This is a genomic window from Burkholderia orbicola, assembly GCF_900100915.1.
GTDB classification, from domain to species: Bacteria; Pseudomonadota; Gammaproteobacteria; order Burkholderiales; family Burkholderiaceae; genus Burkholderia; species Burkholderia orbicola.
In genome coordinates this window covers 1,301,795-1,323,209 of record NZ_FNKW01000001.1, presented here as the reverse complement: position 1 = coordinate 1,323,209, position 21,415 = coordinate 1,301,795, and the positions used below count along the sequence as shown (strand labels likewise).

Sequence of the window (21,415 nt, the reverse complement as noted above, 5' to 3'; positions counted from 1 at the left end):
GGCCGGGCATCAGCCCGGCAGGCGGCCGCCGGTCGTGCGTTCGATGGCGGCGAGATCGGCGAGCGATTCGACCGCGACGAAGCCGTGCGACGCCAGTATCGCGCGGACGGCTTCGGCCTGGTCGTAGCCGTGCTCGATCCACAGCGTGCCGCCCGGTTTCAGATACGCGCCGGCGCCCGCGACGATCGCGCGGATCGCGCTGAGGCCGTCGGCGTCGTCGGTGAGCGCGCCGCGCGGCTCGAAACGCAGATCACCTTGCGCGAGGTGCGGATCGTGCTGCGCGATGTACGGCGGGTTGCTGACGATCGCGTCGAACCCGAGCGCGGGATCGAGCGCCGCGTACCAGTCGCTCTGCAGCCAGTGCAGCGGGCCGCCGGGGCGGTGCGCGTCGAGCAGCTTGTCGGCGTTGCGTTGCGCGACCGCGAGCGCGGCCGGCGAACGGTCGAGCGCCCAGACGCGCGCATCGGGGCGCTCGGCCGCGATCGACACGGCGATCGCGCCGCTGCCGGTGCCGAGATCGAGCACGGCTGCGTGCGGCAGCCCGTCGATCGCATCGAGCGCGGCTTCGACGAGCAGCTCGGTTTCGGGGCGCGGGATCAGCACGTCGGGCGTCACGTCGAACGGGCGGCCGAAGAACTCGCGCATCCCCACCAGCTGTGCGACGGGCTCGCCGGCGACGCGGCGCGCTTCGAGCGCGCGGTAGCGTTCGACCGCGGCGACGTCGAGCGGCGCGTCGCCGCGCGTGATCAGCTGCGTGCGGGTCCAGCCGAGCGCATGTGCGAGCAGCACGCGTGCATCGACCGGGTCGAGCGGCGATGCGCGCAGCAGGGCGTCGGCGGTGGTGTCGGACATCGCGGCCTCAGTCGGCTTCGCCGAGCGACGCGAGCAACTCGGCCTGGTGCTCGGTGACGAGCGCGCCGATCAGTTCGTCGAGATCGCCGTCCATGATCGCCTCGAGCCGGTACAGCGTCAGGTTGATCCGGTGATCGGTCATCCGGCCCTGCGGGAAGTTGTACGTGCGGATGCGCTCCGAGCGGTCGCCGGAGCCGATCAGGCTCTTGCGCGTCGCGGCTTCCTTCGCGTGCTGCTCGTGATACTGCTTGTCCTTGATGCGCGCGGCGAGCACCTTCAGCGCGCGATCCTTGTTCTTGTGCTGCGAGCGGTCGTCCTGGCATTCGACGACGATCCCGGTCGGGATGTGCGTGACGCGCACCGCCGAATCGGTCTTGTTGATGTGCTGCCCGCCCGCGCCGGACGCGCGGAACGTGTCGATCCGCAGGTCGGCCGGATTGATCTCGACCTCGCCGATCTCGTCGGCTTCCGGCATCACGGCGACCGTGCACGCGGACGTATGGATGCGCCCCTGCGTCTCGGTGGCCGGCACGCGCTGCACGCGATGGCCGCCCGATTCGAACTTCAGGCGCGAATACGCACCCTGGCCCGCGATCCGCACGATCACTTCCTTGTAGCCGCCGAGATCCGACGCGCTCTCCGACATCATTTCGACCTGCCAGCGCTGACGTTCCGCGAAGCGCAGGTACATGCGCAGCAGGTCGCCCGCGAACAGCGCCGATTCGTCGCCACCCGTGCCCGCGCGGATTTCGAGGAAGATGTTGCGGTCGTCGTTCGGGTCCTTCGGCAGCAGCATCTTCTGCAGCTCGGTCTCGAGGCGCGCCATGCCCTCGCGCGCGCTGCGGATTTCGTCTTCCGCGAAATCGCGCATCGACGGATCGGCCAGCAGCTCCTGCGCAGCCGTTTCGTCGCTGCGCGACTGGCGCCATAACGCGTATTGCTCGACGACCGGGCCGAGTTCCGCATGTTCGCGCGTCAGCTTGCGGTACTGGTCGAGGTCGGCCGTGACGTTTTCGCGGCTCAGCAGGTCGTTCAGTTCGGCCAGCCGTGTGGACAGCTGGTCGAGCTTGCGTTGCATGCTCGTCTTCATGGTGTGGAGCGGCGCTCCCGGGCAAGGGGTATTCGGAAAGGATAGGCCGGCGGCAGGACAATGCGCGGCCGGCGGCAGGGCGACCGGGCGGCGCTAGTGGCCGGACTGGTCGTTCGAGCGCGGCGCGTGCTGGTAGAAGCCGCGCATCAGGTCGATCAGCGAATCGCGATCGGCGCCGTTGACGCGGTTGAGCGCGCTCGTCGGGCCGTGGATCAGCTTGTTGGTCAGCGCCTGCGACAGCGCTTCGAGCACGGCGGCCGGATCGTCACCGCGCGCGAGCAGCTTCTGCGCCTTTTCGACTTCGGCCCGGCGCAATGCGTCGGCCTGCGTATGCATGTGACGGATCACCGGCACGACGCTGCGCGTGTCGAGCCATTGCATGAAATTCTGCACGCGGGTTTCGATGATCGCCTCGGCCTGGGCGACCGCGGCCTGGCGCGATGCGTTGCCTTCGCGCACGATCGCGCCGAGATCGTCGACGGTGTACAGGAACACGTCCTTCAGCTTGCCGACTTCGGGCTCGATGTCGCGCGGCACCGCGAGGTCGACCATGAAGATCGGCCGGTGGCGGCGCGCCTTCACCGCGCGCTCGACCGCGCCGAGACCGATGATCGGCAGCGTCGACGCGGTGCACGACACGATGATGTCGAATTCGTGCATGCGGGTGGGCAGGTCGGCCAGCGGCATCGCGCGGCCGTTGAAGCGTTCGGCGAGCCGCTGGCCGCGTTCGGCCGTGCGGTTCGCGACGACGAGCTCACGCGGGCCTTGCGCGGCGAAGTGCGTCGCGCACAGCTCGATCATTTCGCCCGCGCCGATGAACAGCACGCGCTGATCCGACACCTTTTCGAAGATCCGCTGCGCGAGGCGCACCGCGGCGGCGGCCATCGACACCGACTGCGTGCCGATTTCGGTCGTGCCGCGCACTTCCTTCGCCACCGCGAACGTGCGCTGGAACAGCTGGTTCAGATAGGTGCCGAGTGCGCCCGCTTCGGTCGCGGTGCGAACGGCATCCTTCATCTGGCCCAGAATCTGGGTTTCGCCGAGCACCATCGAATCGAGGCCGGACGCGACGCGAAACGCGTGCCGGACCGCTTCCGACTGCGGCAGCGCATAGACGTGCGGCGCGAGTTCGTCGACCGGAATCCGGTGATATTCCGACAGCCAGCGGACCGCGCCTTCGCGGGCAGCGCGATCGTCGGTCGCGCAATACAGCTCGGTGCGGTTGCAGGTGGAGAGGATCGCCGCTTCGGGCGTATTCGGCGCCTGCGGGCCGAGAAACACGTTCTTGAACGTGACGAGAGCCGGCTTGATTTGCTCGAGCGGAAACGCCACGCGTTCGCGCAGGGCGACAGGCGCAGTGTGGTGGTTGATTCCGATCGTGAGGAGTTGCATATCGAGGGCTATCGTTTAGCCCCATATTATAGCGTTTCAGCGATTTCCTCACTCGCGGCATACCGGGCATCGGCGTGGCGGGGCCGCGAATTTGGGGGCTCGATCGGTACGCGGTCGAGCTGATAGCCGAAGCCGTAGAGCGGCAACAGCCGGTAGCCACGCTCCGGAAGCAACTGCAATTTGCTGCGCAGCCGGGACGCGTGCGTGTCGAGCGTGCGCGACTTCATGTCGCGGCGGCGCGCCCATACCGTTTCGAGGATATGGGCGCGCGACACGGGCCGCGACAGGTTCGTGAACAGCAACTGTGCGAAACGGAACTCCTTCGGCGTGAGTGAAACGATTGCGTCGCCGAAACGGACGAGGCAATGCGTGGCGTCGAACGTGTATTCGCCATACATTTCGCGCGAGCGGGTGGGCGGCCGCCGGACGCCGGCGCGGCGGCTCAGCGCATTGACGCGCGCGAGCAGCTCGGGCCCGCTCACGGGCCGCACGAGACAATCGTCGGCGCCCGCGTGCAGGCACGAGACGATTTCGCTTTCGCGCGCCGACTGCATCACGGCGATGGCGGGCAACCCGGGCAGGACCGCCTGCGCGCGCGGAATGACTTCCTGCGCCGGCTGGTCGCCGGCCCAGTGGCCGGTGACCAGCATGTCGCAGGTGTTGTCGGCGGCGAGCCACTCGAAGAATGCGGCGCCGGACGGAAATGCGTGGCACACGTGACCGCCCGCGAAGAGCAGGCGGTTCAGGAGTGCGGTATGACGCGACTCCGGATCGATCAGAGCGATTCGCATGAGAATTTCTTCAATATGGCAGCCGGTGTGCGCTTGCCATAACGTCGAGTCGGCCCCTACACTCGAATGTTCGCGGCGCCCGGCTGGTCTCGGGTTCGATGGATGAATCGATGCTAGCCGCTGGTAACGTTCACGCCTATGGGACGAATCTGAATTTATAGAAGGCGTCGAATGAACTGGTTTGGAATCCTTGTCCTGGGAGCGGCCGTCGGGCTGTTCGGCCGCTGGCTGCATCCGATGCGGCGCACGGGCCGGCCCGCGTGGTGGATCGCGGTGCTCGTCGGCATCGTGGGCGCGGCCGCCGCCCGCATGGTCGGCAATCTCTCGGGACTGTTTTACGATGGCGAGACGCTCGAATGGCCGGTCTGCACCGGCGTCGCGTTCCTCGCCGTAGCCGTGACGGTCGCGCTGTCGGCCCGTCGCTGAATGCTCTCAGGTGAAATCATGAATGCCCGTCTCCCCGAAGTCTCGCCGGTGCCGGCCCGTCTCGCGCTGTTGCGCGACGCCATGGTCCGCGAGAACCTGGCCGCTTATCTCGTGCCGTCCGCCGATCCCCATCTGTCCGAATACCTGCCCGAACGCTGGCAGGCGCGCCGCTGGCTGTCCGGCTTCACGGGCTCGGTCGGCACGCTGGTCGTGACCGCGGATTTCGCGGGGTTGTGGGTCGACAGCCGCTACTGGGTGCAGGCCGACGCCGAGCTGGCGGGCACGGGCGTGCAGCTGATGAAGATGACGGGCGGGCAGCAGAGCGCACCGCACGTCGACTGGCTCGCGCAGAACGTGGCGGCCGGCGCGACGGTCGGGGTCGACGGCGCGGTGCTCGGCGTCGCGGCCGCGCGCGGGCTGACGGCCGCGCTGAGCGCGCGCGGCATCGCGCTGCGTACCGACGTCGACCTGCTCGACGCGATCTGGCCCGAGCGGCCGGGGCTGCCCGGCGACGCGGTGTTCGAGCACGTGGCGCCGCAGGCCGACACGACGCGCGCGAGCAAGCTCGCCGAGGTGCGCCGCGCGATGCAAGCGCACGGCGCGCAGTGGCATTTCGTGTCGACGCTCGACGATCTCGCATGGCTGTTCAACCTGCGCGGCGCCGACGTCAACTTCAATCCGGTGTTCGTTGCGCACGCAATGATCGGCGCCGAGCGCGCGACGCTGTTCGTCGCCGACGGCAAGGTGCCGCCGGCGCTGGCCGCGTCGCTTGCGCAGGATGGCGTCGACGTCCGCGCCTACGACGCCGCGCGCGCGTCGCTCGCGGCGCTGCCCGACGGCGCGACGCTGCTGATCGACCCGCGCCGCGTGACGTTCGGCACGCTCGAGGCCGTGCCGGCCGGCGTGAAGCTCGTCGAGGCCGTGAATCCGTCGACGTTCGCGAAATCGCGCAAGACGTTCGCCGAGATCGAGCACGTGCGCGTGACGATGGAGCACGACGGCGCCGCACTCGCGGAATTCTTCGCGTGGTTCGAACAGGCGGTGAACCGCGAGACGATCACCGAGCTGACGATCGAGGAAAAGCTCACGGCCGCGCGTGCCCGACGCCCCGGCTACGTGTCGGCGAGCTTCGCGACGATCGCCGGCTTCAACGCGAACGGCGCGATGCCTCACTACCACGCGACGCGCGAGTCGCACGCGACGATCGCCGGCGACGGCCTGCTGCTGATCGACTCGGGCGGCCAGTACATGACGGGCACGACCGACATCACGCGCGTCGTGCCGGTCGGCACCGTCAGCGACCTGCAGCGGCGCGATTTCACGATCGTGCTGAAGTCGATGATGGCGCTGTCGCGCGCTCGTTTCCCGCGCGGCATCCGCTCGCCGATGCTCGACGCGATCGCGCGTGCGCCGATGTGGGCGGCCGGGCTCGACTACGGCCACGGCACCGGGCATGGCGTCGGTTACTTCCTGAACGTGCATGAGGGCCCGCAGGTCATTTCGCACTACGCGCCGGCCGAGCCGTACACGGCGATGGAAGAGGGGATGATCACGTCGATCGAGCCGGGCGTGTACCGCCCGGGCCAGTGGGGCATCCGGATCGAGAACCTGGTCGTGAACCGTGCGGCCGGGAAGACGGAATTCGGCGACTTCCTCGCGTTCGAGACGCTGACGCTGTGCCCGATCGACACGCGCTGCGTGCTGATCGAGATGCTGCACGACGAAGAGCGCGCGTGGCTGAACACGTATCACGCGACGGTGCGCGAGCGCGTCGGCCGGCATGTGAGCGGCGACGCGAAGGCGTGGCTCGACGCGCGTACGCAGCCGATCTGACGCAACGCACGGTAACGGCCGGATAGCGATCCGGTAACGATCCGGTAACGATCGAACGACGGCCGGCCGATAACAGCGAGGGCAAGCAATGGCAGACACCGCGGTGATCGTGGTCGACATGCAGCGCGGGCTGGTGGAGCGGGCGCAGCCCGCGTACCGGCTCGACGACGTGGTGTCGGGCATCAACCGGTTGACGGCGGCGGCGCGCGCGGCGAACGCGCCGGTGTGCTTCGTGCAGCACGACGGCGACGCGGACGACGACGTCGTGCCCGGCACGCCGGGCTGGGAACTGCATGCGGGGCTGATCGTCGGTCGCGACGACTGGCGCGTGCGCAAGCAGGCGAGCGATGCGTTTCACGACACGCCGCTCGCGGCGCAGCTCGATCGCCACGGTATCCGCTCGGTGCTGATCTGCGGCTATGCGACCGAGTTCTGCGTCGATTCGGCGGCGCGCCGTGCCGCGCTGCTCGGCTACCGGACGACCGTCGTGTCCGACCTGCACACGACGAACGAGCGCGCCCACCTGTCGGCGGCGCAGATCGTCGCGCACCATCACTTCATCTGGAACAACAATTCGCTGTCGGGCAACGCGGTGACGCCGCGTCCGCTCGCGGACGTGCTCGCTACGGAGTTCGCATGACGATCAAGGCAGTGGTGTTCGATTTCGGCGGGGTGCTGATCGACTGGAGCCCCGAGTACCTTTACCGCGAACTGATTCCCGACGCCGCCGAGCGTCGCTGGTTCCTCACGCACGTGTGCGCGATGGACTGGGTCGTCCGCCAGGACGGCGGACAGACGATCGAGGAAGGCACGGCCGAACTCGTCGCGAAGTTTCCGGAGCACGAAGCGCTGATCCGCGCGTTCTATGCGCGCTGGCACGAGATGATCGGCGGCGTGCTCGAAGAGGGCGCGGCGCTCGTCGACCGGCTGGAAGCGCAGGGGATGCCGCTGTTCGGGCTGACGAACTGGTCCGCGCAGACGTTTCCGTATGCATGGGACAACTTCCCGGTGCTGCGCCGGTTCAAGGACATCGTCGTGTCGGGCCGCGTGAAGCTCGTGAAACCCGATCCGGCGATCTACCGCGAGATGCATGCGCGGATCGAGCCGCACCTGCCCGGCATCGCGCCGCACGAACTCGTGTTCATCGACGACAACGCGCACAACGCGGCGGCCGCGACGGCGCTCGGCTGGCACGGCATTCATCATACGAGCGCGGCGGCGACCGAAGCGCGGCTGCGTGAGCTGGGCGCGCTCGTGTAAGCGACGGGGAAGCCACGCGGGATAAAAAAAGCGAGCCAAGGGCTCGCTTTTTCGTTGTGCTGTCGGATGCGGCCCGCTTCGGCATCCGGCCCCGCGTGATCGCGGCGCCGGGCGCCCGGGCCGCACCGGTCAGCGGCTGATCGGCTTGTAGCGCAGACGCTTCGGCTTCGCGGCTTCCTCGCCGAGGCGCGCACGCTTGTCGGCTTCGTACTCCTGGTAGTTGCCGTCGAAGAACGTGACCTGCGAATCGCCTTCGAACGCGAGGATGTGCGTCGCGATCCGGTCGAGGAACCAGCGATCGTGCGAGATCACCATCACCGAGCCCGCGAATTCGAGCAGCGCGTCTTCCAGCGCGCGAAGCGTTTCGACGTCGAGGTCGTTCGACGGTTCGTCCAGCAGCAGCACGTTGCCGCCGGAGATCAGCGTCTTCGCGAGGTGCAGGCGGCCGCGTTCGCCGCCGGACAGGTTGCCGACGATCTTCTGCTGGTCGCCGCCCTTGAAGTTGAAGCGGCCGATGTACGCGCGCGACGGCGTTTCGTACTTGCCGACCGTCAGCACGTCGGCGCCGCCCGAGATTTCCTCGAACACCGTCTTCGAACCGTCGAGCGCGTCGCGGCTCTGGTCGACGTACGCAAGCTTCACCGTCGGGCCCATCACGACTTCGCCCGAATCCGGCTGTTCCTTGCCGGTCAGCATCTTGAACAGCGTCGACTTGCCGGCGCCGTTCGGACCGATGATGCCGACGATCGCGCCGGCCGGGATCTTGAAGCTCAGGTTGTCGATCAGCAGGCGGTCGCCGAACGACTTGCTGACGTTCTTGAACTCGATCACTTCATTGCCGAGGCGTTCGCCGGCCGGAATGAAGATTTCCTGCGTTTCGTTGCGCTTCTGGTATTCCTGGCTGCTCAGCTCCTCGAAGCGGGCGATACGCGCCTTCGACTTCGCCTGGCGGCCCTTCGGGTTCTGGCGCACCCACTCCAGTTCCTTCTTGATCGCCTTCTGGCGTGCCGATTCCGACGCTTCTTCCTGCTTCAGGCGCTCTTCCTTCTGGTCGAGCCAGCTGCTGTAGTTGCCCTTCCACGGAATGCCGTGGCCGCGGTCGAGTTCGAGAATCCACTCGGCCGCGTTGTCGAGGAAGTAGCGATCGTGCGTGACGGCGACCACGGTGCCCGGGAAGCGCACCAGGAACTGCTCGAGCCAGTCGACCGATTCGGCGTCGAGGTGGTTGGTCGGTTCGTCGAGCAGCAGCATGTCGGGCTTCTCGAGCAGCAGCTTGCACAGCGCGACGCGGCGCTTTTCACCGCCCGACAGGTGCTCGATCTTCGCGTCCCACGGCGGCAGGCGCAGCGCGTCGGCGGCCACTTCGAGCTGCTGCTCGGGGCTGCCGCCGTCGCTCGACGCGAGAATCGCCTCGTACTTCGCCTGCTCGGCCGCGAGCGCGTCGAAGTCGGCGTCCGGTTCGGCGTAGGCCGCGTAGATTTCTTCCAGCTTCTTGTTCGCCTGGAACAGGTCGCCGAGGCCTTCCTCGACGGCTTCGCGCACGGTCTTCGTCGGATCGAGCTGCGGTTCCTGCGGCAGGTAGCCGATGTTCAGGTTCGGCATCGGCGTGGCTTCGCCTTCGATGTCCTTGTCGACGCCCGCCATGATGCGGATCAGCGTCGACTTGCCCGAGCCGTTCAGGCCGAGCACGCCGATCTTCGCGCCGGGAAAGAACGACAGCGAGATGTCCTTCAGGATCTGGCGCTTGGGCGGCACGATCTTGCCGACCCGGTTCATCGTGAAAACGTATTGGGCCATTTCGGTGTGAAAGTCAGAAGTGGTTGGGACGGCCGCGCAGCGCGCGGGCGTGGCGGCGTCGGGTGATTCGGTACGGAGCGTGCCGCGCGGGGCGCGGCGGTGCGAGCGCGTATTGTACTTCGCCGCCGGCTGCCGCTGGCGCGGTGCAGGCCATTCGGCCGACCCGCGCTCACAGCCACGCGGCGACGCCGCCGTGCCCCGAGCACGTGCCGCGCCGGTGACGGCTGAAGCTGTACGTGCCGTCGCGGCAACGTGCGCTCGCGCCGTCCGGCACGCGGCCCGATTTCGAATGGGCGGGCGCATGCACGGTTTCGCCGTCGCGGTTGCGATACGTGTCGTGACGGTCGAGATCGGCTTCGTTGCCGTAGCCGGGTGATGCGCGATAGGCGTGCGCGGCAGGGGGCAACGCGGCGCCCGCGACGAACAGCGCGGCGGACAGGGTCGCGACATGGGTCGCACGGCGGAGCAGGGCACGCATGGTCTCTCTCGTTCGGTTCGTTGTTATCGATGGCGGGCCGATGGCCCGCGCCGCATGTTAGCGGATCGAGGCCGCGCCGGTCATCGACGCCGCGCCGTCGGCTTGCGCGGCATCGAGAATCCAGCGGCGGAACGCGGCAACCTTCGGCCGTTCCGCGTGATGCGGCGGATAGACGAGGTAGTACGCGAAATCGTCGAGCCACGCGACGTCGGCAAGCTGCACGAGCCGGCCGCTCGCCAGCTCGCCGCGCACCATCGCGGCCGGCAGCAACCCGGCGCCCTGGCCGGCAACGATCGCCTGCAGCAGCAGGCCCGAATCGTCGAACGCCGGGCCGCGCGGCGGGCCGAAATCGTCGATCCGCTGCGCGCCGAACCAGATGTGCCAGCCCTTGCGTTCGGCGTCGTGCAAGTGCGGCCAGCCGACGAGCTCGGCCGGCGTCGCCGGCATGCCGAGCCGCGCGACGAGGTCCGGCGACGCGAGCGCGACGATTTCCACCGTCAGCAGGCGTTCGCTGCACAGCCCGATGTAGCGCCCGAGGCCGTGGCGGATTGCGACGTCGACGCCGTCGCGCGCGAAATCCGCGAGCGCGTGGCTCGTGAGGACCTGCAGGTCGACGTCCGGGCACGCCTGCCGGAACTGCGCGAGGCGTGGGACCAGCCACGCGGACGCGAAGAACGGCGTGACACTCACCGTCAGCACGCCGCTGTCGGCGGCGCCCGACACGCGCTGCGACGCATCGGCGATCTGCCGGAACGCGTTGCGCACGGGCGGCAGGTAGTCGCGGCCGGCGGCCGTCAGCAGGATGCCGCGGTTCACGCGCTCGAACAGCTGCACGCCGAGATGCGTCTCGAGCGTGCGGATCATCTGGCTCACCGCGCCGGGCGTGACCGACAGCTCCTCGGCCGCCGACTTCACCGACAGGTGGCGGGCGGCGGCTTCGAATGCGCGCAACGCGTTGAGCGGCGGCAGGCGGGAACGATTCATTCAGTTTTTCTAAAGCGAAAGGTCGACGAAATATCGTTTGAGACGACGCGTATGCGCGCGTACCGTTGACGCATCGGATCGCCTGTTTCGCGGCTGCCTGTCGGGTGCCGATCGGCGGCCGATGCGATCAACATAGTTCAACTATATCCACGGGGCAATCCGGACCGCCGCCCGGCAGCCGGTGGAACCCGAAAGGAGCATCGTCATGAACCGCCCGGGCGCGTCACGCGTTTTCCATGGCTGGTACGTGGTGGCGGCCGCGTTCGCCGTCACGTTCGTCGGGTTCGGCAGCGCGTATACGTTCAGCGCGTTCGTCGAATCGCTGCAGCGGGATTTCGCCGCGTCGCGCGGCCAGATCTCGCTCGTGTTCTCGCTCGCCGGCTTCCTGTACTTCGGCTTCGGCATCGTCAGCGGGCCGCTGGCCGATCGTTTCGGCTCGCGGCGGCTCGCCGTCGCCGGGATGCTGCTGACCGGCGCGGGGCTCGCGGCGGCCGGCGCGGCGCATACGCTGCTGCAGGTCTATGTCGCGTACGGGCTCGGTGTCGGGTTCGGCGTCGGCTGCGCGTACGTGCCGGCCGTCGGCGCGGTCCAGCGCTGGTTCGTGCGCCGGCGCGGGTTCGCGTCGGGGCTCGCGGTCGCGGGGATCGGCGTGGGCACGCTGGTGATGCAGCCGCTCGCGTCCGCACTGATCGCGCAGGTCGGCTGGCGCGGCGCGTATTTCACGCTCGCCGCGCTCGTGATCGTGCTGGGAGCCGGCATGTCGCTGCTGATCGAGAACGACCCGCGCGGGCGGGGGCTGTTGCCGGACGGCGATGTCGCCCCGGACGGCGACGGCCGGAATGGCGGGGCTTCCCCGGCCGCGGCCGCGAGCGTACCAGCCGGCGCGACGGTGCGCGAAGCCGTCACGTCGCGGCCGTTCGCGAGCCTCTACGCGGCCTGCCTCGTCTGTTCGTTCGGCGTATTCGTCCCGTTCGTTCACCTCGTGCCGTACGCGCTCGATCACGGCGTCGCGCCGTCGACGGCCGTGCTGCTGCTCGGCGCGATCGGCGTGGGCAGCACGGCCGGCCGCTTCTTCCTCGGCGGCCTGGCCGATCGCTTCGGCCGCCGCGCGTCGCTGCTCGCGATGTTCGCCGGCATGGCCGTTGCGCTAGTCGCATGGGCGGGCGCCGGCACCGTCGCGACGCTGGCCGGGTTCGCGCTCGTGTTCGGCGTGTTCTACGGCGGCTGGGTCGCCGTGCTGCCGGCGGTCGTCATGGACTATTTCGGCGGGCGCAACGTGAGCGCGATCATCGGCATCCTGTACACGAGCGTCGCGTTCGGCACGCTGATCGGGCCGGCCGCCGCCGGCTTCATCTACGACGCGGGCGGCGGCTATCTCGTACCGATCCTCGCGAGCGCCGCCGCGAATGCGGTCGCGTTCGCGATCGTCGCGACTACCGGGCGTGCGCCGGCCGCCGCGCGTGCGGCTGGTGGATAGGGCCACCCGGCTGGGCGTGCCGCGCGATTTCCGGTAGGGTGGCCGGACCGTCAACCATCGACGCACGGTCGGAGAGGCATCGTGACATTCGACGAAGTCCGGCAGATCGCACTGGCGTGGCGCGGCGTCGAGGACGGCACGTCGTACGGCACGCCCGCGCTCAAGGTGAAGGGCAAGGTGCTCGCGCGGCTGCGCGAGGACGGCGACACGCTCGTCGTGAAGTGCGTCGGCCCCGACGAGCGTGCATGGCTGATCGAGTCGGCGCCCGACGTGTATTACGTGACCGATCACTATGTCGGCTGGCCGATCGTGCTGGTGCGCCTGTCGGCCGCGCATCCCGACGCCGTGAAAAACCTGCTTCTGCGGGAATGGCACGCGATCGTGCCGGCGAAGTGGCGGGACGAAGCCGCCCGCGACACGCACTGAATCGCGCCCACCCCGCGCGCGATGCAGCCTGCCGAACCGGATCAAGCGTTGCATCGGTTCGTATCGATGCAACGAGTGGTTCCATCGAAATTCTTCAATTGGTTCTTAGTGAAGAACCGTTTGATGCTTACACTCCTTCGCTTCGAAGGCGGCTGACGACAGCCGACGGAACGGGCGTACGCGATGCGCCGGCGCCCGGTGCGCCGCATCGCACCCGCAGCTTCGCAGACTGCGCGGACGACCCGACCGGAACGGCCCCATCCGGCCCATGCCCGCGTGCGACGCACGCGCGGCCGCGGCCGGATTCAAGAACGACAACTCCCCGCGCCGCCTTCACGCGACACCCGGTCGTACCGGAACCGTTTTTTGGAGAGAGACAGATGAGTGGAAGCAACACAGGCCTCGGCACTGGCCTGAAGCAGCGTCACGTAACGATGATGTCGATTGCCGGCGTGATCGGCGCGGGCTTGTTCGTCGGCTCCGGCCACGCGATCGCGGAAGCCGGGCCGGCATCGATACTCGCGTATGCGATCGCGGGCGTGCTGGTCGTGCTGGTGATGCGTATGCTCGGCGAAATGGCCGTCGCGCATCCGGACAGCGGGTCGTTCTCGACCTATGCCGATCGCGCGATCGGCCACTGGGCCGGCTTCACGATCGGCTGGCTGTACTGGTGGTTCTGGGTGCTGGTGATCCCGATCGAGGCGACCGCCGCCGCGACCATCCTCAATGCGTGGTTCCCGGGCATCGCGACGTGGATCTTCGCGCTCGGCATCACGCTGCTGCTCACCGTCACCAATCTCTTCTCCGTCAAGAACTACGGCGAATTCGAATTCTGGTTCGCGCTGATCAAGGTCGTCGCGATCGTCGTGTTCCTGTGCATCGGCGGTGCGGCGATCGTCGGCATCATTCCGGCGCCGGCCGTGTCGGGCGTGTCGAACCTGTTCGTGCACGACGGCTTCATGCCGCGCGGCGCGAGCGCGGTGCTCGCGGCGATGCTGACGACGATGTTCTCGTTCCTCGGCACCGAGATCGTGACGATCGCGGCCGCCGAATCGGACAACCCGCAGCGCCAGATCGTGCGCGCGACGAACTCGGTCATCTGGCGTATCACGCTGTTCTATCTCGGCTCGATCCTCGTCGTCGCGGCCATCGTGCCGTGGAACGACCCGCTGCTGCCGAAGCACGGCTCGTATCAGCGCGCGATGGAGCTGATCGGCGTCCCGAACGCGAAGGCGATCATCGACGTGATCGTGCTCGTGTCGGTCGCGAGCTGCCTGAATTCTGCGCTGTACACCGCGTCGCGGATGCTGTTCTCGCTGTCCCGGCGCAAGGACGCGCCCGCCTTCCTGCATCGCACCGATTCGACCGGCACGCCGCGTGCGGCGGTGCTCGCGTCGACCGCGTTCGGCTTCCTGACCGTGATCGCGAACTACCTGATGCCGGAGCAGGTGTTCGGCTTCCTGCTCGCGACGTCGGGCGCGATCGCGCTGCTCGTGTATCTCGTGATCGCGATCTCGCAACTGCGGATGCGCAAGACGCTCGAATCGGGCGGCGCGGACCTGACGCTGCGGATGTGGCTGTTCCCGTGGCTCACGTGGGCCGTGATCCTGTTCATCTGCGGCACGCTGACCGTGATGTTCGTCAGCGAGGAGCACCGGATGGAAGTCGGCGCGACGGCCGTGCTGGCGTTGATCGTGCTGTTCGCATCGTGGCTGAACAAGCGCGGCCGCGATGCGCGGGCGAACGCGGGGCGCCGGGTGTCGGCGACGTGATCTGATCGCGTGATGTAACGGCGGAGCGGGAGCCCCGTTCATGAACATGGCCTGACCGGCATTTGCCGGCCGGGCCATTTTTCTTTCGACGACGGACGGATGCCGTTGCGAGTACCGGCCGCGCGGCATCGATCCTGGGCGACGCGCGCTGCTGCGTGCCGGCGGGAACGTCATCTGCCGAAACGATCGTCGCCTATACTCGACGAGAAGAAAAATCGCGGGGGTGGGCGATGGGGACGGTGCACGGATCGGGCAGTCGCGCGGTCGACGCGCGGCGCGTCGGCACGTATGCAGCCGCGGTACTCGCGCTGCAGATCGTCGTTCTGGCTGTCTGGGCGATGAGGTACTACGGCTGGCACGATCGCTCGTCCCCGATGGTCGGCTCGGACTTCGCGATTTTCTGGGCGGCGGCCCGTGTCGCGATCGAGCACGGCGCCGCGGCGATCTTCTCGCCCGGGTGGATGCAGCCGATCGAAGCCGCCCTGCGGCCGTTCGACGACTTCGCTCCGTGGCCGTATCCGCCGACGTTCCTGCTCGTCATCCTCCCGTTCGGCCTCGTGCCGTTCGCCTTCGCGCTCGCGGTGTTCGCGACACTGCAGATCGCTTGTTATGCGGCGGTCGTCGCGCGTGTCGTGCGCCCGCTCGACGCGCAGCTGCGCGTCGCGATTGCCGCATTTCCGGGGCTGCTCGGCGCGGCGCTCACGATGCAAAATTCCTTCATGACGGTCGCGGCGGCGGCGGCGGCGCTGCTCCTGCTCGAATCGAGCCCGGTTCTGGCGGGCGCATGCATTGCGGTGCTGATCGTGAAGCCGCAATTCGGCGTGTTGTTCCCGTTGGCGCTCGTCTGCGGGCGCCACTGGAAGGCATTGATATCGGCCGGCGCGTTCAGCGCCGGCATCGTCGCGGTGTCGCTGGCGGCGTTTGGCGTGCGGGCGTGGGCCGCGTTTTTCGCGTTCATGCCGGCGTTCCACCACAACGTGGTCGAGTACGGCGACACGCTTCGGCGGGCCATGCCGTCGACGATCTCGCTCGCCCGGGCAGCCGGGCTGTCCGTCGGGCCAGCCTATGCCGTGCATGCGGTCGTCGGGGTACTGGCGGTCGCGGCGGTCGTCGACGTCTGGATTCGCCGCTCGCGCTTCGCGCTCCGCGCCGCCGCGCTGGCCGCCGGTACGCTGCTCGTGCAGCCTTACTATGTGTACTACGACTTGCTCTGGCTGGTATTGCCGGTTGCATTCCTGCTGCTGGACGCGCGGAACGTCCCGTTGCGCCGAGCCGAGATCGTGATCGTCGTGCTGGCCTGGTTCGCGCCGGCGCAGGCCTTCGTCGCGGTGATCAGCGGCACGGGTTGGCCGGTTGCGTCGGCGGTGCTGGTCGCGCTGCTCGCGATGATCGTGCGCCGGAGCCGCGAGCCGGCGCCGGTGGCTGCGTAGCGGTTGCCTGACGAGCGGGTGAGCGCATGTTGCTGCAGTCGGTCGACCCGAGCGGAACGATGCCGGGCGCATGAAACAGAAAACCCCTTGCGGCGCCGAGGCCGCAAGGGGTTTTCCGTGTATTGCCGTACTACGCCCGGGGTGATTCGCTCAGACGTTGAACAGGAAGTTCATCACGTCGCCGTCGTGCACGACGTATTCCTTCCCTTCCGCGCGCATCTTGCCGGCTTCCTTCGCGCCTTGCTCGCCCTTGTACGTGACGAAGTCGTCGAACGCGATCGTCTGCGCACGGATGAAGCCGCGCTCGAAGTCGGTGTGGATCACGCCGGCCGCTTGCGGAGCGGTATCGCCGATGTGGATCGTCCACGCGCGCACTTCCTTCACGCCGGCGGTGAAATAGGTCTGCAGGCCGAGCAGCTTGAAGCCCGCGCGGATCACGCGGTCGAGGCCCGGCTCTTCCATGCCCATGTCGGCGAGGAATGCTTCCTTGTCCGCATCGTCGAGATCGGCGATTTCCGCCTCGATCGCCGCGCATACGGCGACCACCGGCGCGTTTTCGCTTTCCGCGTACTTGCGCACCGCCTCGAGGTGCGGGTTGTTCTCGAAGCCGTCGTCCTTCACGTTGGCGACGTACATCGCCGGCTTCGCGGTGATCAGGCAGAACGGCTTGATCAGCGCCTGTTCGTCGTCCGACAGCGCGAGGCCGCGCACGGCCTTGCCCTGGTCGAGCTGCGCGCGCACCTTTTCGAGCACCGCGACGAGTTTCGCCGCTTCCTTGTCGTTGCCCGACTTCGCCGCCTTCGAATAGCGCGTGAGCGCCTTCTCGATGGTGCCGAGGTCGGCGAGTGCGAGTTCGGTGTTGATCACTTCGATGTCGTCGATCGGGCTGACCTTGCCGGCGACGTGAATGACGTTGTCATCCTCGAAGCAGCGCACGACGTGCGTGATCGCATCGGTTTCGCGGATGTTCGCGAGGAACTGGTTGCCGAGGCCTTCACCCTTGCTTGCGCCCGCGACGAGGCCCGCGATGTCGACGAATTCGACGACGGCCGGCACGACACGCTCCGGCTTGACGATCTCGGAGAGCGCCTTCAGGCGCGTATCGGGCACTTCGACGATGCCGACGTTCGGCTCGATCGTGCAGAACGGGTAGTTCTCGGCGGCGATGCCGGCCTTGGTCAGCGCATTGAACAGGGTGGACTTGCCGACGTTGGGCAAGCCGACGATGCCGCATTTGAGACTCATGGAATCCTTCGGACGGGTGAGGCGGCGCGGCCGGACAGGGCACGGCGGCGCGGGAAAAAAGGGGCGGCCGGCGCGTGGAGCGCGGCGGGCCGGCGGTCAAAGACGCTATTGTACCGTGACGGCGCCCCGGATTCCGGGCTGCGCGCCGAACGGCCGATGCGGCGAGCCGCCGCGCGGGCGCACCGGCCCGCGATTCTGCTGATTTCCCGCAAAGTCCGGCCGCGTAAGGGTTTGGCCCCGCGGCTATAATGCCCGCCATGACTGCCCACCACTCCTTCGACGTCGCCGTGGTCGGCGGCGGGCTCGTCGGCAAGACGGCCGCGCTCGCGCTGACCCAGTCCGGCTACAAGACAGCCTTGCTCGCCCAGCCGGCCACGCCGCGCCCCGCCGATCTCGCGTTCGACACGCGCGTCTACGCGCTGTCGTCCAGTTCGCAAGCGTTGCTCGAGCGGCTGCGGGTCTGGCAGGCGCTCGACCACGGCCGGCTCGCCCCGGTCTACGACATGCGCGTGTATGGCGATGCGCATGCCGAACTGCATTTCTCCGCCTACCAGGCGTCCGTGCCGCAGCTTGCCTGGATCGCCGAATCCTCGCTGGTCGAGACGTCGCTCGACGCCGCGCTGCGGTTCCAGCCGAACCTGACGTGGTTCGATGCGCGTGCGCAGGGCTTCGACGTGCGCGACGACGCGGCCGTGCTGACGCTGTCGTCGGGCCAGGTGCTCGAAGCCGATCTCATCGTCGGCGCCGACGGCGCGCATTCGTGGGTGCGCTCACAAATGGGGGCCAGGGTAGAGCGGCGCGACTACCGGCAAACGGGCGTCGTCGCGAACTTCAAGGCATCGTTGCCGCACCGCGAGACCGCGTACCAGTGGTTCCACGAAGGCGAGATCGTCGCGCTGCTGCCGCTGCCGGACGGCCACGTGTCGCTCGTGTGGTCCGCGCACACCGCGCATGCCGACGCACTGCTCGCCCTCGATCCGGCGCAGCTCGCGGCCGAGGTCGAGCGCGTGTCGCACGGTCAGGTCGGCGCGCTCGAATGCGTGACGCCGGCCGCCGGCTTCCCGCTGGCCCTGCAGACGGTCGACAAGCTGATCGCGCCGCGCGTCGCGCTGGTGGGCGATGCCGCGCACCTGATCCACCCGCTCGCGGGGCAGGGGATGAACCTCGGGCTGCGCGACGTCGCCGCGCTCGCCGACGCGATCGCGGGCAAGGAAAGCTTCCGTAATCTCGGCGATACGGTGCTGCTGCGCCGCTACGAACGTTCGCGCCGCGAGGACATCCGCGCGCTGATGGTCGCCACCGACGGCCTGCAGCGGCTGTTCGCGGTGCCGGGCTCGCTCGCGAAGGCGGTGCGCAATGCGGGCATGGCGTTCGTCGGCGCGCAGCCGCTCGTGAAGCGCTGGCTCGTGTCGGCCGCGCTCGGCTGAGCGAACCTTCCGCCGCCGCGCCGGTCGGAGTCGGTTCCGTTACGGCGTACACTGTGCCGTGCACTCCGATTGAGCTGAAGGAAGATTTCAATGAAAAAAACGATCCGCATCGCGTCGCTGGCGCTGGCCGTCACGATGGCGACGCTCGGCTGCACCGCGCAGGCCGACCAGACCACCGACAAGCTGAAGGCCACGCTGCAAGCCCGTCTCGGCAACGACGCGCCGATCAAGAGCGTGTCGAAATCGCCGGTCGCAGGCCTTTACGAAGTGAACCTCGGCTCGCAGATCATCTATAGCGACGCGGCGGGCGACTACGTGCTGCTCGGCGATCTCGTCGACGCGAAGACGCACAAGAACCTGACCGACGCCCGCCTGTCCGAAATCAACAAGATCGACTTCGCGAGCCTGCCGTTCGCGAATGCGATCAAGATCGTCAAGGGCAACGGCGCCCGCAAGATCGCGGTGTTCTCCGATCCGAACTGCCCGTACTGCAAGAAGCTCGAGACGACGCTGCAGTCGGTCGACAACGTGACCGTCTACACGTTCCTGTACCCGGTGCTGTCGCCGGATTCGACCGCGAAGTCGAAGGCGATCTGGTGCGCGACCGATCGGGCGAAGACGTGGGAAAGCTGGATGCTCGACCATCGCGCGCCGTCCGGCGCCGGTACTTGCGACACCACCGCGCTCGACAAGAACCTTGCGCTCGGCCGCGGGATGAACGTCACGGGCACGCCGACGATCTTTTTGCCGGACGGTCGCCGCCTGCCGGGCGCGGTATCGGCCGACCAGCTCAACCAGGCGCTCGCCTCGAGCAAGTAACCGACTGCACGCCGGGCGCAGCGCCCGGCCAGCGAGGGGCGCCCGCATGATCTGCCGGCGCCTCTCTTCGTTTTCGCCGCCGTATTCGACCGACCGATTGCCACGATGACCCAGCCGATCCGCTATTCGATTGTCCCGAAAGATCTTGCCGCGCACCTGTTCGAAGTGACGGTGACGGTTGCCGATCCCGATCCCGAAGGCCAGCGTTTCTCGCTGCCGGTATGGATTCCGGGCAGCTATCTCGTGCGCGAGTTCGCGCGCAACATCGTGACGCTGCGCGCGTTCAACGACGCGGGCCGCAAGGTGCGCATCGCGAAGACCGACAAGCACACGTGGCAGGCCGCGCCCGTGACCGGCGCGCTGACGCTGCGCTACGACGTGTATGCGTGGGATTTGTCGGTGCGCTCCGCGTATCTCGACGAATCGGGCGGCTTCTTCAACGCGACAGCCGTGTTCCTGAGCGTCGCCGGTCGCGAGGACGCGCCGTGCGAAGTCGACATCGCGAAACCGGCCGGTGCCGCGTTCCGCACGTGGCGTGTCGGCACCGCGCTGCCCGAAGCGGGCGGCACCAGGCGTTACGGTTTCGGCGCGTATCGCGCGGCGAACTATGACGAGCTGTCCGACCATCCGGTGACGATCGGCGAATTCGTGCTCGCGACGTTCGACGCGCACGGCGTGCCGCACGACATCGTGATCGCCGGGCGCGTGACGCAACTCGACCTGGAGCGGCTGCGTACCGATCTGAAGCGTGTGTGCGAAGCGCAGATCGCGCTGTTCGAGCCGAAGTCGAAAAAGGCGCCGATGGACCGCTACGTGTTCATGACGCTCGCGGTCAGCGACGGCTACGGCGGCCTCGAGCATCGCGCATCGACCGCGCTGATCTGCAACCGGACCGACCTGCCGGTGAAGGGGCGACCGGAAACGACGGAAGGCTATCGCACGTATCTCGGCCTCTGCAGCCACGAGTATTTCCACACGTGGAACGTGAAGCGCATCAAGCCGGCGGCGTTCGTGCCGTACGACCTCACGCGCGAGAACTACACGTCGCTGCTGTGGCTATTCGAGGGCTTCACGTCGTATTACGACGACCTGATGCTGGTGCGCAGCGGGCTGATGTCGCAGGACGACTATTTCGCGGCGCTCGGCCGCACGATCGGCGGCGTGCTGCGCGGCACGGGCCGGCTCAAGCAGAGCGTCGCGGAAAGCTCGTTCGACGCGTGGATCAAGTACTACCGCCAGGACGAGAACGCGACCAACGCGATCGTCAGCTATTACACGAAGGGCTCGCTCGTCGCGCTGGCGTTCGATCTCGCGATCCGCGCGCAGACGCGCAACCGGAAGTCGCTCGACGACGTGATGCGTCTGCTGTGGCAACGCTACGGCCGCGACTTCTATCGCGGCAAGCAGGCGGGCGTGGACGAAAACGAAGTCGAGGCGCTGATCGAGGAAGCGACGGGCGTCGCGCTCGGCCGCCTGTTCGCCGACGCCGTGCACGGCACGCGCGACCTGCCGCTCGCCGAACTGCTCGCGCCGCTCGGCGTGACGCTGGTCCCCGACGTCGCGACCGGTGCGGCCGCGAAACCGACGATCGGCGCGCGCCTGCGCGGCGGCGCGGACTGCACGTTGGCGGCGGTCTACGAAGGCGGCGCCGCGCATCGCGCGGGGCTGTCGGCCGGCGACACGCTGATCGCGGTCGACGGGCTGCGCGTGACGGGCACGAACCTCGATGCGCTGCTCGCACGCTACCGGCCGGGCGACAAGGTCGAGATTCACGCGTTCCGCCGCGACGAGCTGCGCACCGCGAAACTGAAGCTCGACGGCCCGGAAGTCACCCGCTACCGGCTGACGGCGGCCGCGAAGCCGGCTGCGGCCACGAAGGCCCGCGAAGCCTGGCTGAAGGGGTAATCGTACGAAAG

19 protein-coding genes are annotated in these 21,415 nt (G+C 68.2%); 11 read left to right on the top strand and 8 right to left on the bottom strand.

Going from position 1 to position 21,415, the window contains the following annotated elements; translation table 11 throughout:
- Positions 1-9 precede the first annotated feature (9 nt).
- The 4 genes from prmC to BLS50_RS06245 form a co-directional block, all read right to left on the bottom strand.
- A complete protein-coding gene (gene prmC / locus BLS50_RS06260; protein WP_074801435.1) occupies positions 10-852 on the bottom strand; it encodes a peptide chain release factor N(5)-glutamine methyltransferase in 843 nt (280 codons plus the stop codon).
- Between the two features lie 7 nt (positions 853-859).
- On the bottom strand, positions 860-1,942 hold the full coding sequence (prfA, locus tag BLS50_RS06255) for a peptide chain release factor 1 (protein WP_006477064.1): 1,083 nt from the start codon (positions 1,940-1,942) through the stop codon (positions 860-862).
- Positions 1,943-2,035: 93 nt separating this feature from the next.
- Positions 2,036-3,334: a glutamyl-tRNA reductase gene (hemA, locus tag BLS50_RS06250; RefSeq protein WP_006477063.1), complete on the bottom strand. Its 1,299-nt coding sequence runs from the start codon at positions 3,332-3,334 to the stop codon at positions 2,036-2,038.
- A gap of 26 nt (positions 3,335-3,360) precedes the next feature.
- Positions 3,361-4,125: a response regulator transcription factor gene (locus BLS50_RS06245; protein ID WP_074801432.1), complete on the bottom strand. Its 765-nt coding sequence runs from the start codon at positions 4,123-4,125 to the stop codon at positions 3,361-3,363.
- Between the two features lie 171 nt (positions 4,126-4,296).
- Between BLS50_RS06245 and BLS50_RS06240 the strand changes: the two genes are divergently transcribed.
- The 4 genes from BLS50_RS06240 to BLS50_RS06225 all read left to right on the top strand — a co-directional run bounded on the left by BLS50_RS06240 (position 4,297) and on the right by BLS50_RS06225 (position 7,644).
- Positions 4,297-4,551: a DUF1129 domain-containing protein gene (locus BLS50_RS06240; RefSeq protein ID WP_006477062.1), complete on the top strand. Its 255-nt coding sequence runs from the start codon at positions 4,297-4,299 to the stop codon at positions 4,549-4,551.
- Between the two features lie 18 nt (positions 4,552-4,569).
- Positions 4,570-6,384, top strand: a complete 1,815-nt coding sequence (locus BLS50_RS06235) for an aminopeptidase P family protein (protein ID WP_074801428.1) — start codon at positions 4,570-4,572, stop codon at positions 6,382-6,384.
- Positions 6,385-6,472: 88 nt separating this feature from the next.
- Positions 6,473-7,024 (top strand): cysteine hydrolase family protein, encoded by a 552-nt coding sequence (locus BLS50_RS06230; RefSeq protein WP_074801425.1) that lies wholly within the window; start codon positions 6,473-6,475, stop codon positions 7,022-7,024.
- On the top strand, positions 7,021-7,644 hold the full coding sequence (locus BLS50_RS06225; protein WP_011546543.1) for an HAD family hydrolase: 624 nt from the start codon (positions 7,021-7,023) through the stop codon (positions 7,642-7,644). Before BLS50_RS06230 ends, BLS50_RS06225 begins: the two co-directional genes overlap by 4 nt.
- Positions 7,645-7,773: 129 nt before the next feature.
- Here BLS50_RS06225 and ettA read toward each other — a convergent pair whose 3' ends face one another.
- The 3 genes from ettA to gcvA all read right to left on the bottom strand — a co-directional run bounded on the left by ettA (position 7,774) and on the right by gcvA (position 10,903).
- A complete protein-coding gene (gene ettA / locus BLS50_RS06220; RefSeq protein WP_006494122.1) occupies positions 7,774-9,441 on the bottom strand; it encodes an energy-dependent translational throttle protein EttA in 1,668 nt (555 codons plus the stop codon).
- 169 nt (positions 9,442-9,610) lie between these two features.
- Positions 9,611-9,919, bottom strand: coding sequence for a DUF3761 domain-containing protein (locus tag BLS50_RS06215; RefSeq protein WP_012327825.1), 309 nt, complete (start codon positions 9,917-9,919; stop codon positions 9,611-9,613).
- A gap of 57 nt (positions 9,920-9,976) precedes the next feature.
- Positions 9,977-10,903 (bottom strand): transcriptional regulator GcvA, encoded by a 927-nt coding sequence (gene gcvA / locus BLS50_RS06210; protein ID WP_074801422.1) that lies wholly within the window; start codon positions 10,901-10,903, stop codon positions 9,977-9,979.
- Between the two features lie 205 nt (positions 10,904-11,108).
- On the opposite strand from gcvA, the gene BLS50_RS06205 reads away from it, so the two are divergent.
- The 4 genes from BLS50_RS06205 to BLS50_RS06185 all read left to right on the top strand — a co-directional run bounded on the left by BLS50_RS06205 (position 11,109) and on the right by BLS50_RS06185 (position 16,008).
- Positions 11,109-12,380 (top strand): MFS transporter, encoded by a 1,272-nt coding sequence (locus BLS50_RS06205; protein ID WP_074801419.1) that lies wholly within the window; start codon positions 11,109-11,111, stop codon positions 12,378-12,380.
- 81 nt (positions 12,381-12,461) lie between these two features.
- Positions 12,462-12,806 carry an MmcQ/YjbR family DNA-binding protein gene (locus BLS50_RS06200; RefSeq protein ID WP_074801417.1) on the top strand — a complete coding sequence of 115 codons (345 nt, stop codon included), beginning with the start codon at positions 12,462-12,464 and terminating at the stop codon, positions 12,804-12,806.
- Between the two features lie 380 nt (positions 12,807-13,186).
- A complete protein-coding gene (gabP, locus tag BLS50_RS06190; RefSeq protein ID WP_074801415.1) occupies positions 13,187-14,578 on the top strand; it encodes a GABA permease in 1,392 nt (463 codons plus the stop codon).
- Between the two features lie 230 nt (positions 14,579-14,808).
- A complete protein-coding gene (locus BLS50_RS06185; protein WP_074801412.1) occupies positions 14,809-16,008 on the top strand; it encodes a glycosyltransferase family 87 protein in 1,200 nt (399 codons plus the stop codon).
- A gap of 150 nt (positions 16,009-16,158) precedes the next feature.
- On the opposite strand, the gene ychF is transcribed toward BLS50_RS06185, so the two are convergent.
- Positions 16,159-17,253, bottom strand: coding sequence for a redox-regulated ATPase YchF (gene ychF, locus BLS50_RS06180; protein ID WP_006477050.1), 1,095 nt, complete (start codon positions 17,251-17,253; stop codon positions 16,159-16,161).
- A gap of 248 nt (positions 17,254-17,501) precedes the next feature.
- On the opposite strand from ychF, the gene BLS50_RS06170 reads away from it, so the two are divergent.
- From BLS50_RS06170 to BLS50_RS06160, 3 genes are all read left to right on the top strand, one after another.
- Positions 17,502-18,680 (top strand): UbiH/UbiF family hydroxylase, encoded by a 1,179-nt coding sequence (locus BLS50_RS06170; protein ID WP_074801405.1) that lies wholly within the window; start codon positions 17,502-17,504, stop codon positions 18,678-18,680.
- Positions 18,681-18,770: 90 nt separating this feature from the next.
- On the top strand, positions 18,771-19,499 hold the full coding sequence (locus BLS50_RS06165) for a DsbC family protein (RefSeq protein WP_006477048.1): 729 nt from the start codon (positions 18,771-18,773) through the stop codon (positions 19,497-19,499).
- A gap of 105 nt (positions 19,500-19,604) precedes the next feature.
- Positions 19,605-21,404, top strand: coding sequence for a M61 family metallopeptidase (locus BLS50_RS06160; RefSeq protein ID WP_074801402.1), 1,800 nt, complete (start codon positions 19,605-19,607; stop codon positions 21,402-21,404).
- Positions 21,405-21,415: the final 11 nt, after the last annotated feature.

What these genes read in the sequence shown, in the direction of transcription:
- gabP (WP_074801415.1), top strand. Translation starts at nt 13,187, where the DNA reads ATGAGTGGAAGCAACACAGGCCTCGGCACTGGCCTGAAGCAGCGTCAC.
- ettA (WP_006494122.1), bottom strand. Translation starts at nt 9,441, where the DNA reads ATGGCCCAATACGTTTTCACGATGAACCGGGTCGGCAAGATCGTGCCG.
- prmC (WP_074801435.1), bottom strand. Translation starts at nt 852, where the DNA reads ATGTCCGACACCACCGCCGACGCCCTGCTGCGCGCATCGCCGCTCGAC.
- BLS50_RS06235 (WP_074801428.1), top strand. Translation starts at nt 4,570, where the DNA reads ATGAATGCCCGTCTCCCCGAAGTCTCGCCGGTGCCGGCCCGTCTCGCG.
- hemA (WP_006477063.1), bottom strand. Translation starts at nt 3,334, where the DNA reads ATGCAACTCCTCACGATCGGAATCAACCACCACACTGCGCCTGTCGCC.
- BLS50_RS06230 (WP_074801425.1), top strand. Translation starts at nt 6,473, where the DNA reads ATGGCAGACACCGCGGTGATCGTGGTCGACATGCAGCGCGGGCTGGTG.
- BLS50_RS06165 (WP_006477048.1), top strand. Translation starts at nt 18,771, where the DNA reads ATGAAAAAAACGATCCGCATCGCGTCGCTGGCGCTGGCCGTCACGATG.
- prfA (WP_006477064.1), bottom strand. Translation starts at nt 1,942, where the DNA reads ATGAAGACGAGCATGCAACGCAAGCTCGACCAGCTGTCCACACGGCTG.
- BLS50_RS06205 (WP_074801419.1), top strand. Translation starts at nt 11,109, where the DNA reads ATGAACCGCCCGGGCGCGTCACGCGTTTTCCATGGCTGGTACGTGGTG.
- BLS50_RS06185 (WP_074801412.1), top strand. Translation starts at nt 14,809, where the DNA reads ATGGGGACGGTGCACGGATCGGGCAGTCGCGCGGTCGACGCGCGGCGC.
- BLS50_RS06160 (WP_074801402.1), top strand. Translation starts at nt 19,605, where the DNA reads ATGACCCAGCCGATCCGCTATTCGATTGTCCCGAAAGATCTTGCCGCG.
- BLS50_RS06215 (WP_012327825.1), bottom strand. Translation starts at nt 9,919, where the DNA reads ATGCGTGCCCTGCTCCGCCGTGCGACCCATGTCGCGACCCTGTCCGCC.
- BLS50_RS06170 (WP_074801405.1), top strand. Translation starts at nt 17,502, where the DNA reads ATGCCCGCCATGACTGCCCACCACTCCTTCGACGTCGCCGTGGTCGGC.
- BLS50_RS06240 (WP_006477062.1), top strand. Translation starts at nt 4,297, where the DNA reads ATGAACTGGTTTGGAATCCTTGTCCTGGGAGCGGCCGTCGGGCTGTTC.
- BLS50_RS06225 (WP_011546543.1), top strand. Translation starts at nt 7,021, where the DNA reads ATGACGATCAAGGCAGTGGTGTTCGATTTCGGCGGGGTGCTGATCGAC.
- ychF (WP_006477050.1), bottom strand. Translation starts at nt 17,253, where the DNA reads ATGAGTCTCAAATGCGGCATCGTCGGCTTGCCCAACGTCGGCAAGTCC.
- BLS50_RS06245 (WP_074801432.1), bottom strand. Translation starts at nt 4,125, where the DNA reads ATGCGAATCGCTCTGATCGATCCGGAGTCGCGTCATACCGCACTCCTG.
- gcvA (WP_074801422.1), bottom strand. Translation starts at nt 10,903, where the DNA reads ATGAATCGTTCCCGCCTGCCGCCGCTCAACGCGTTGCGCGCATTCGAA.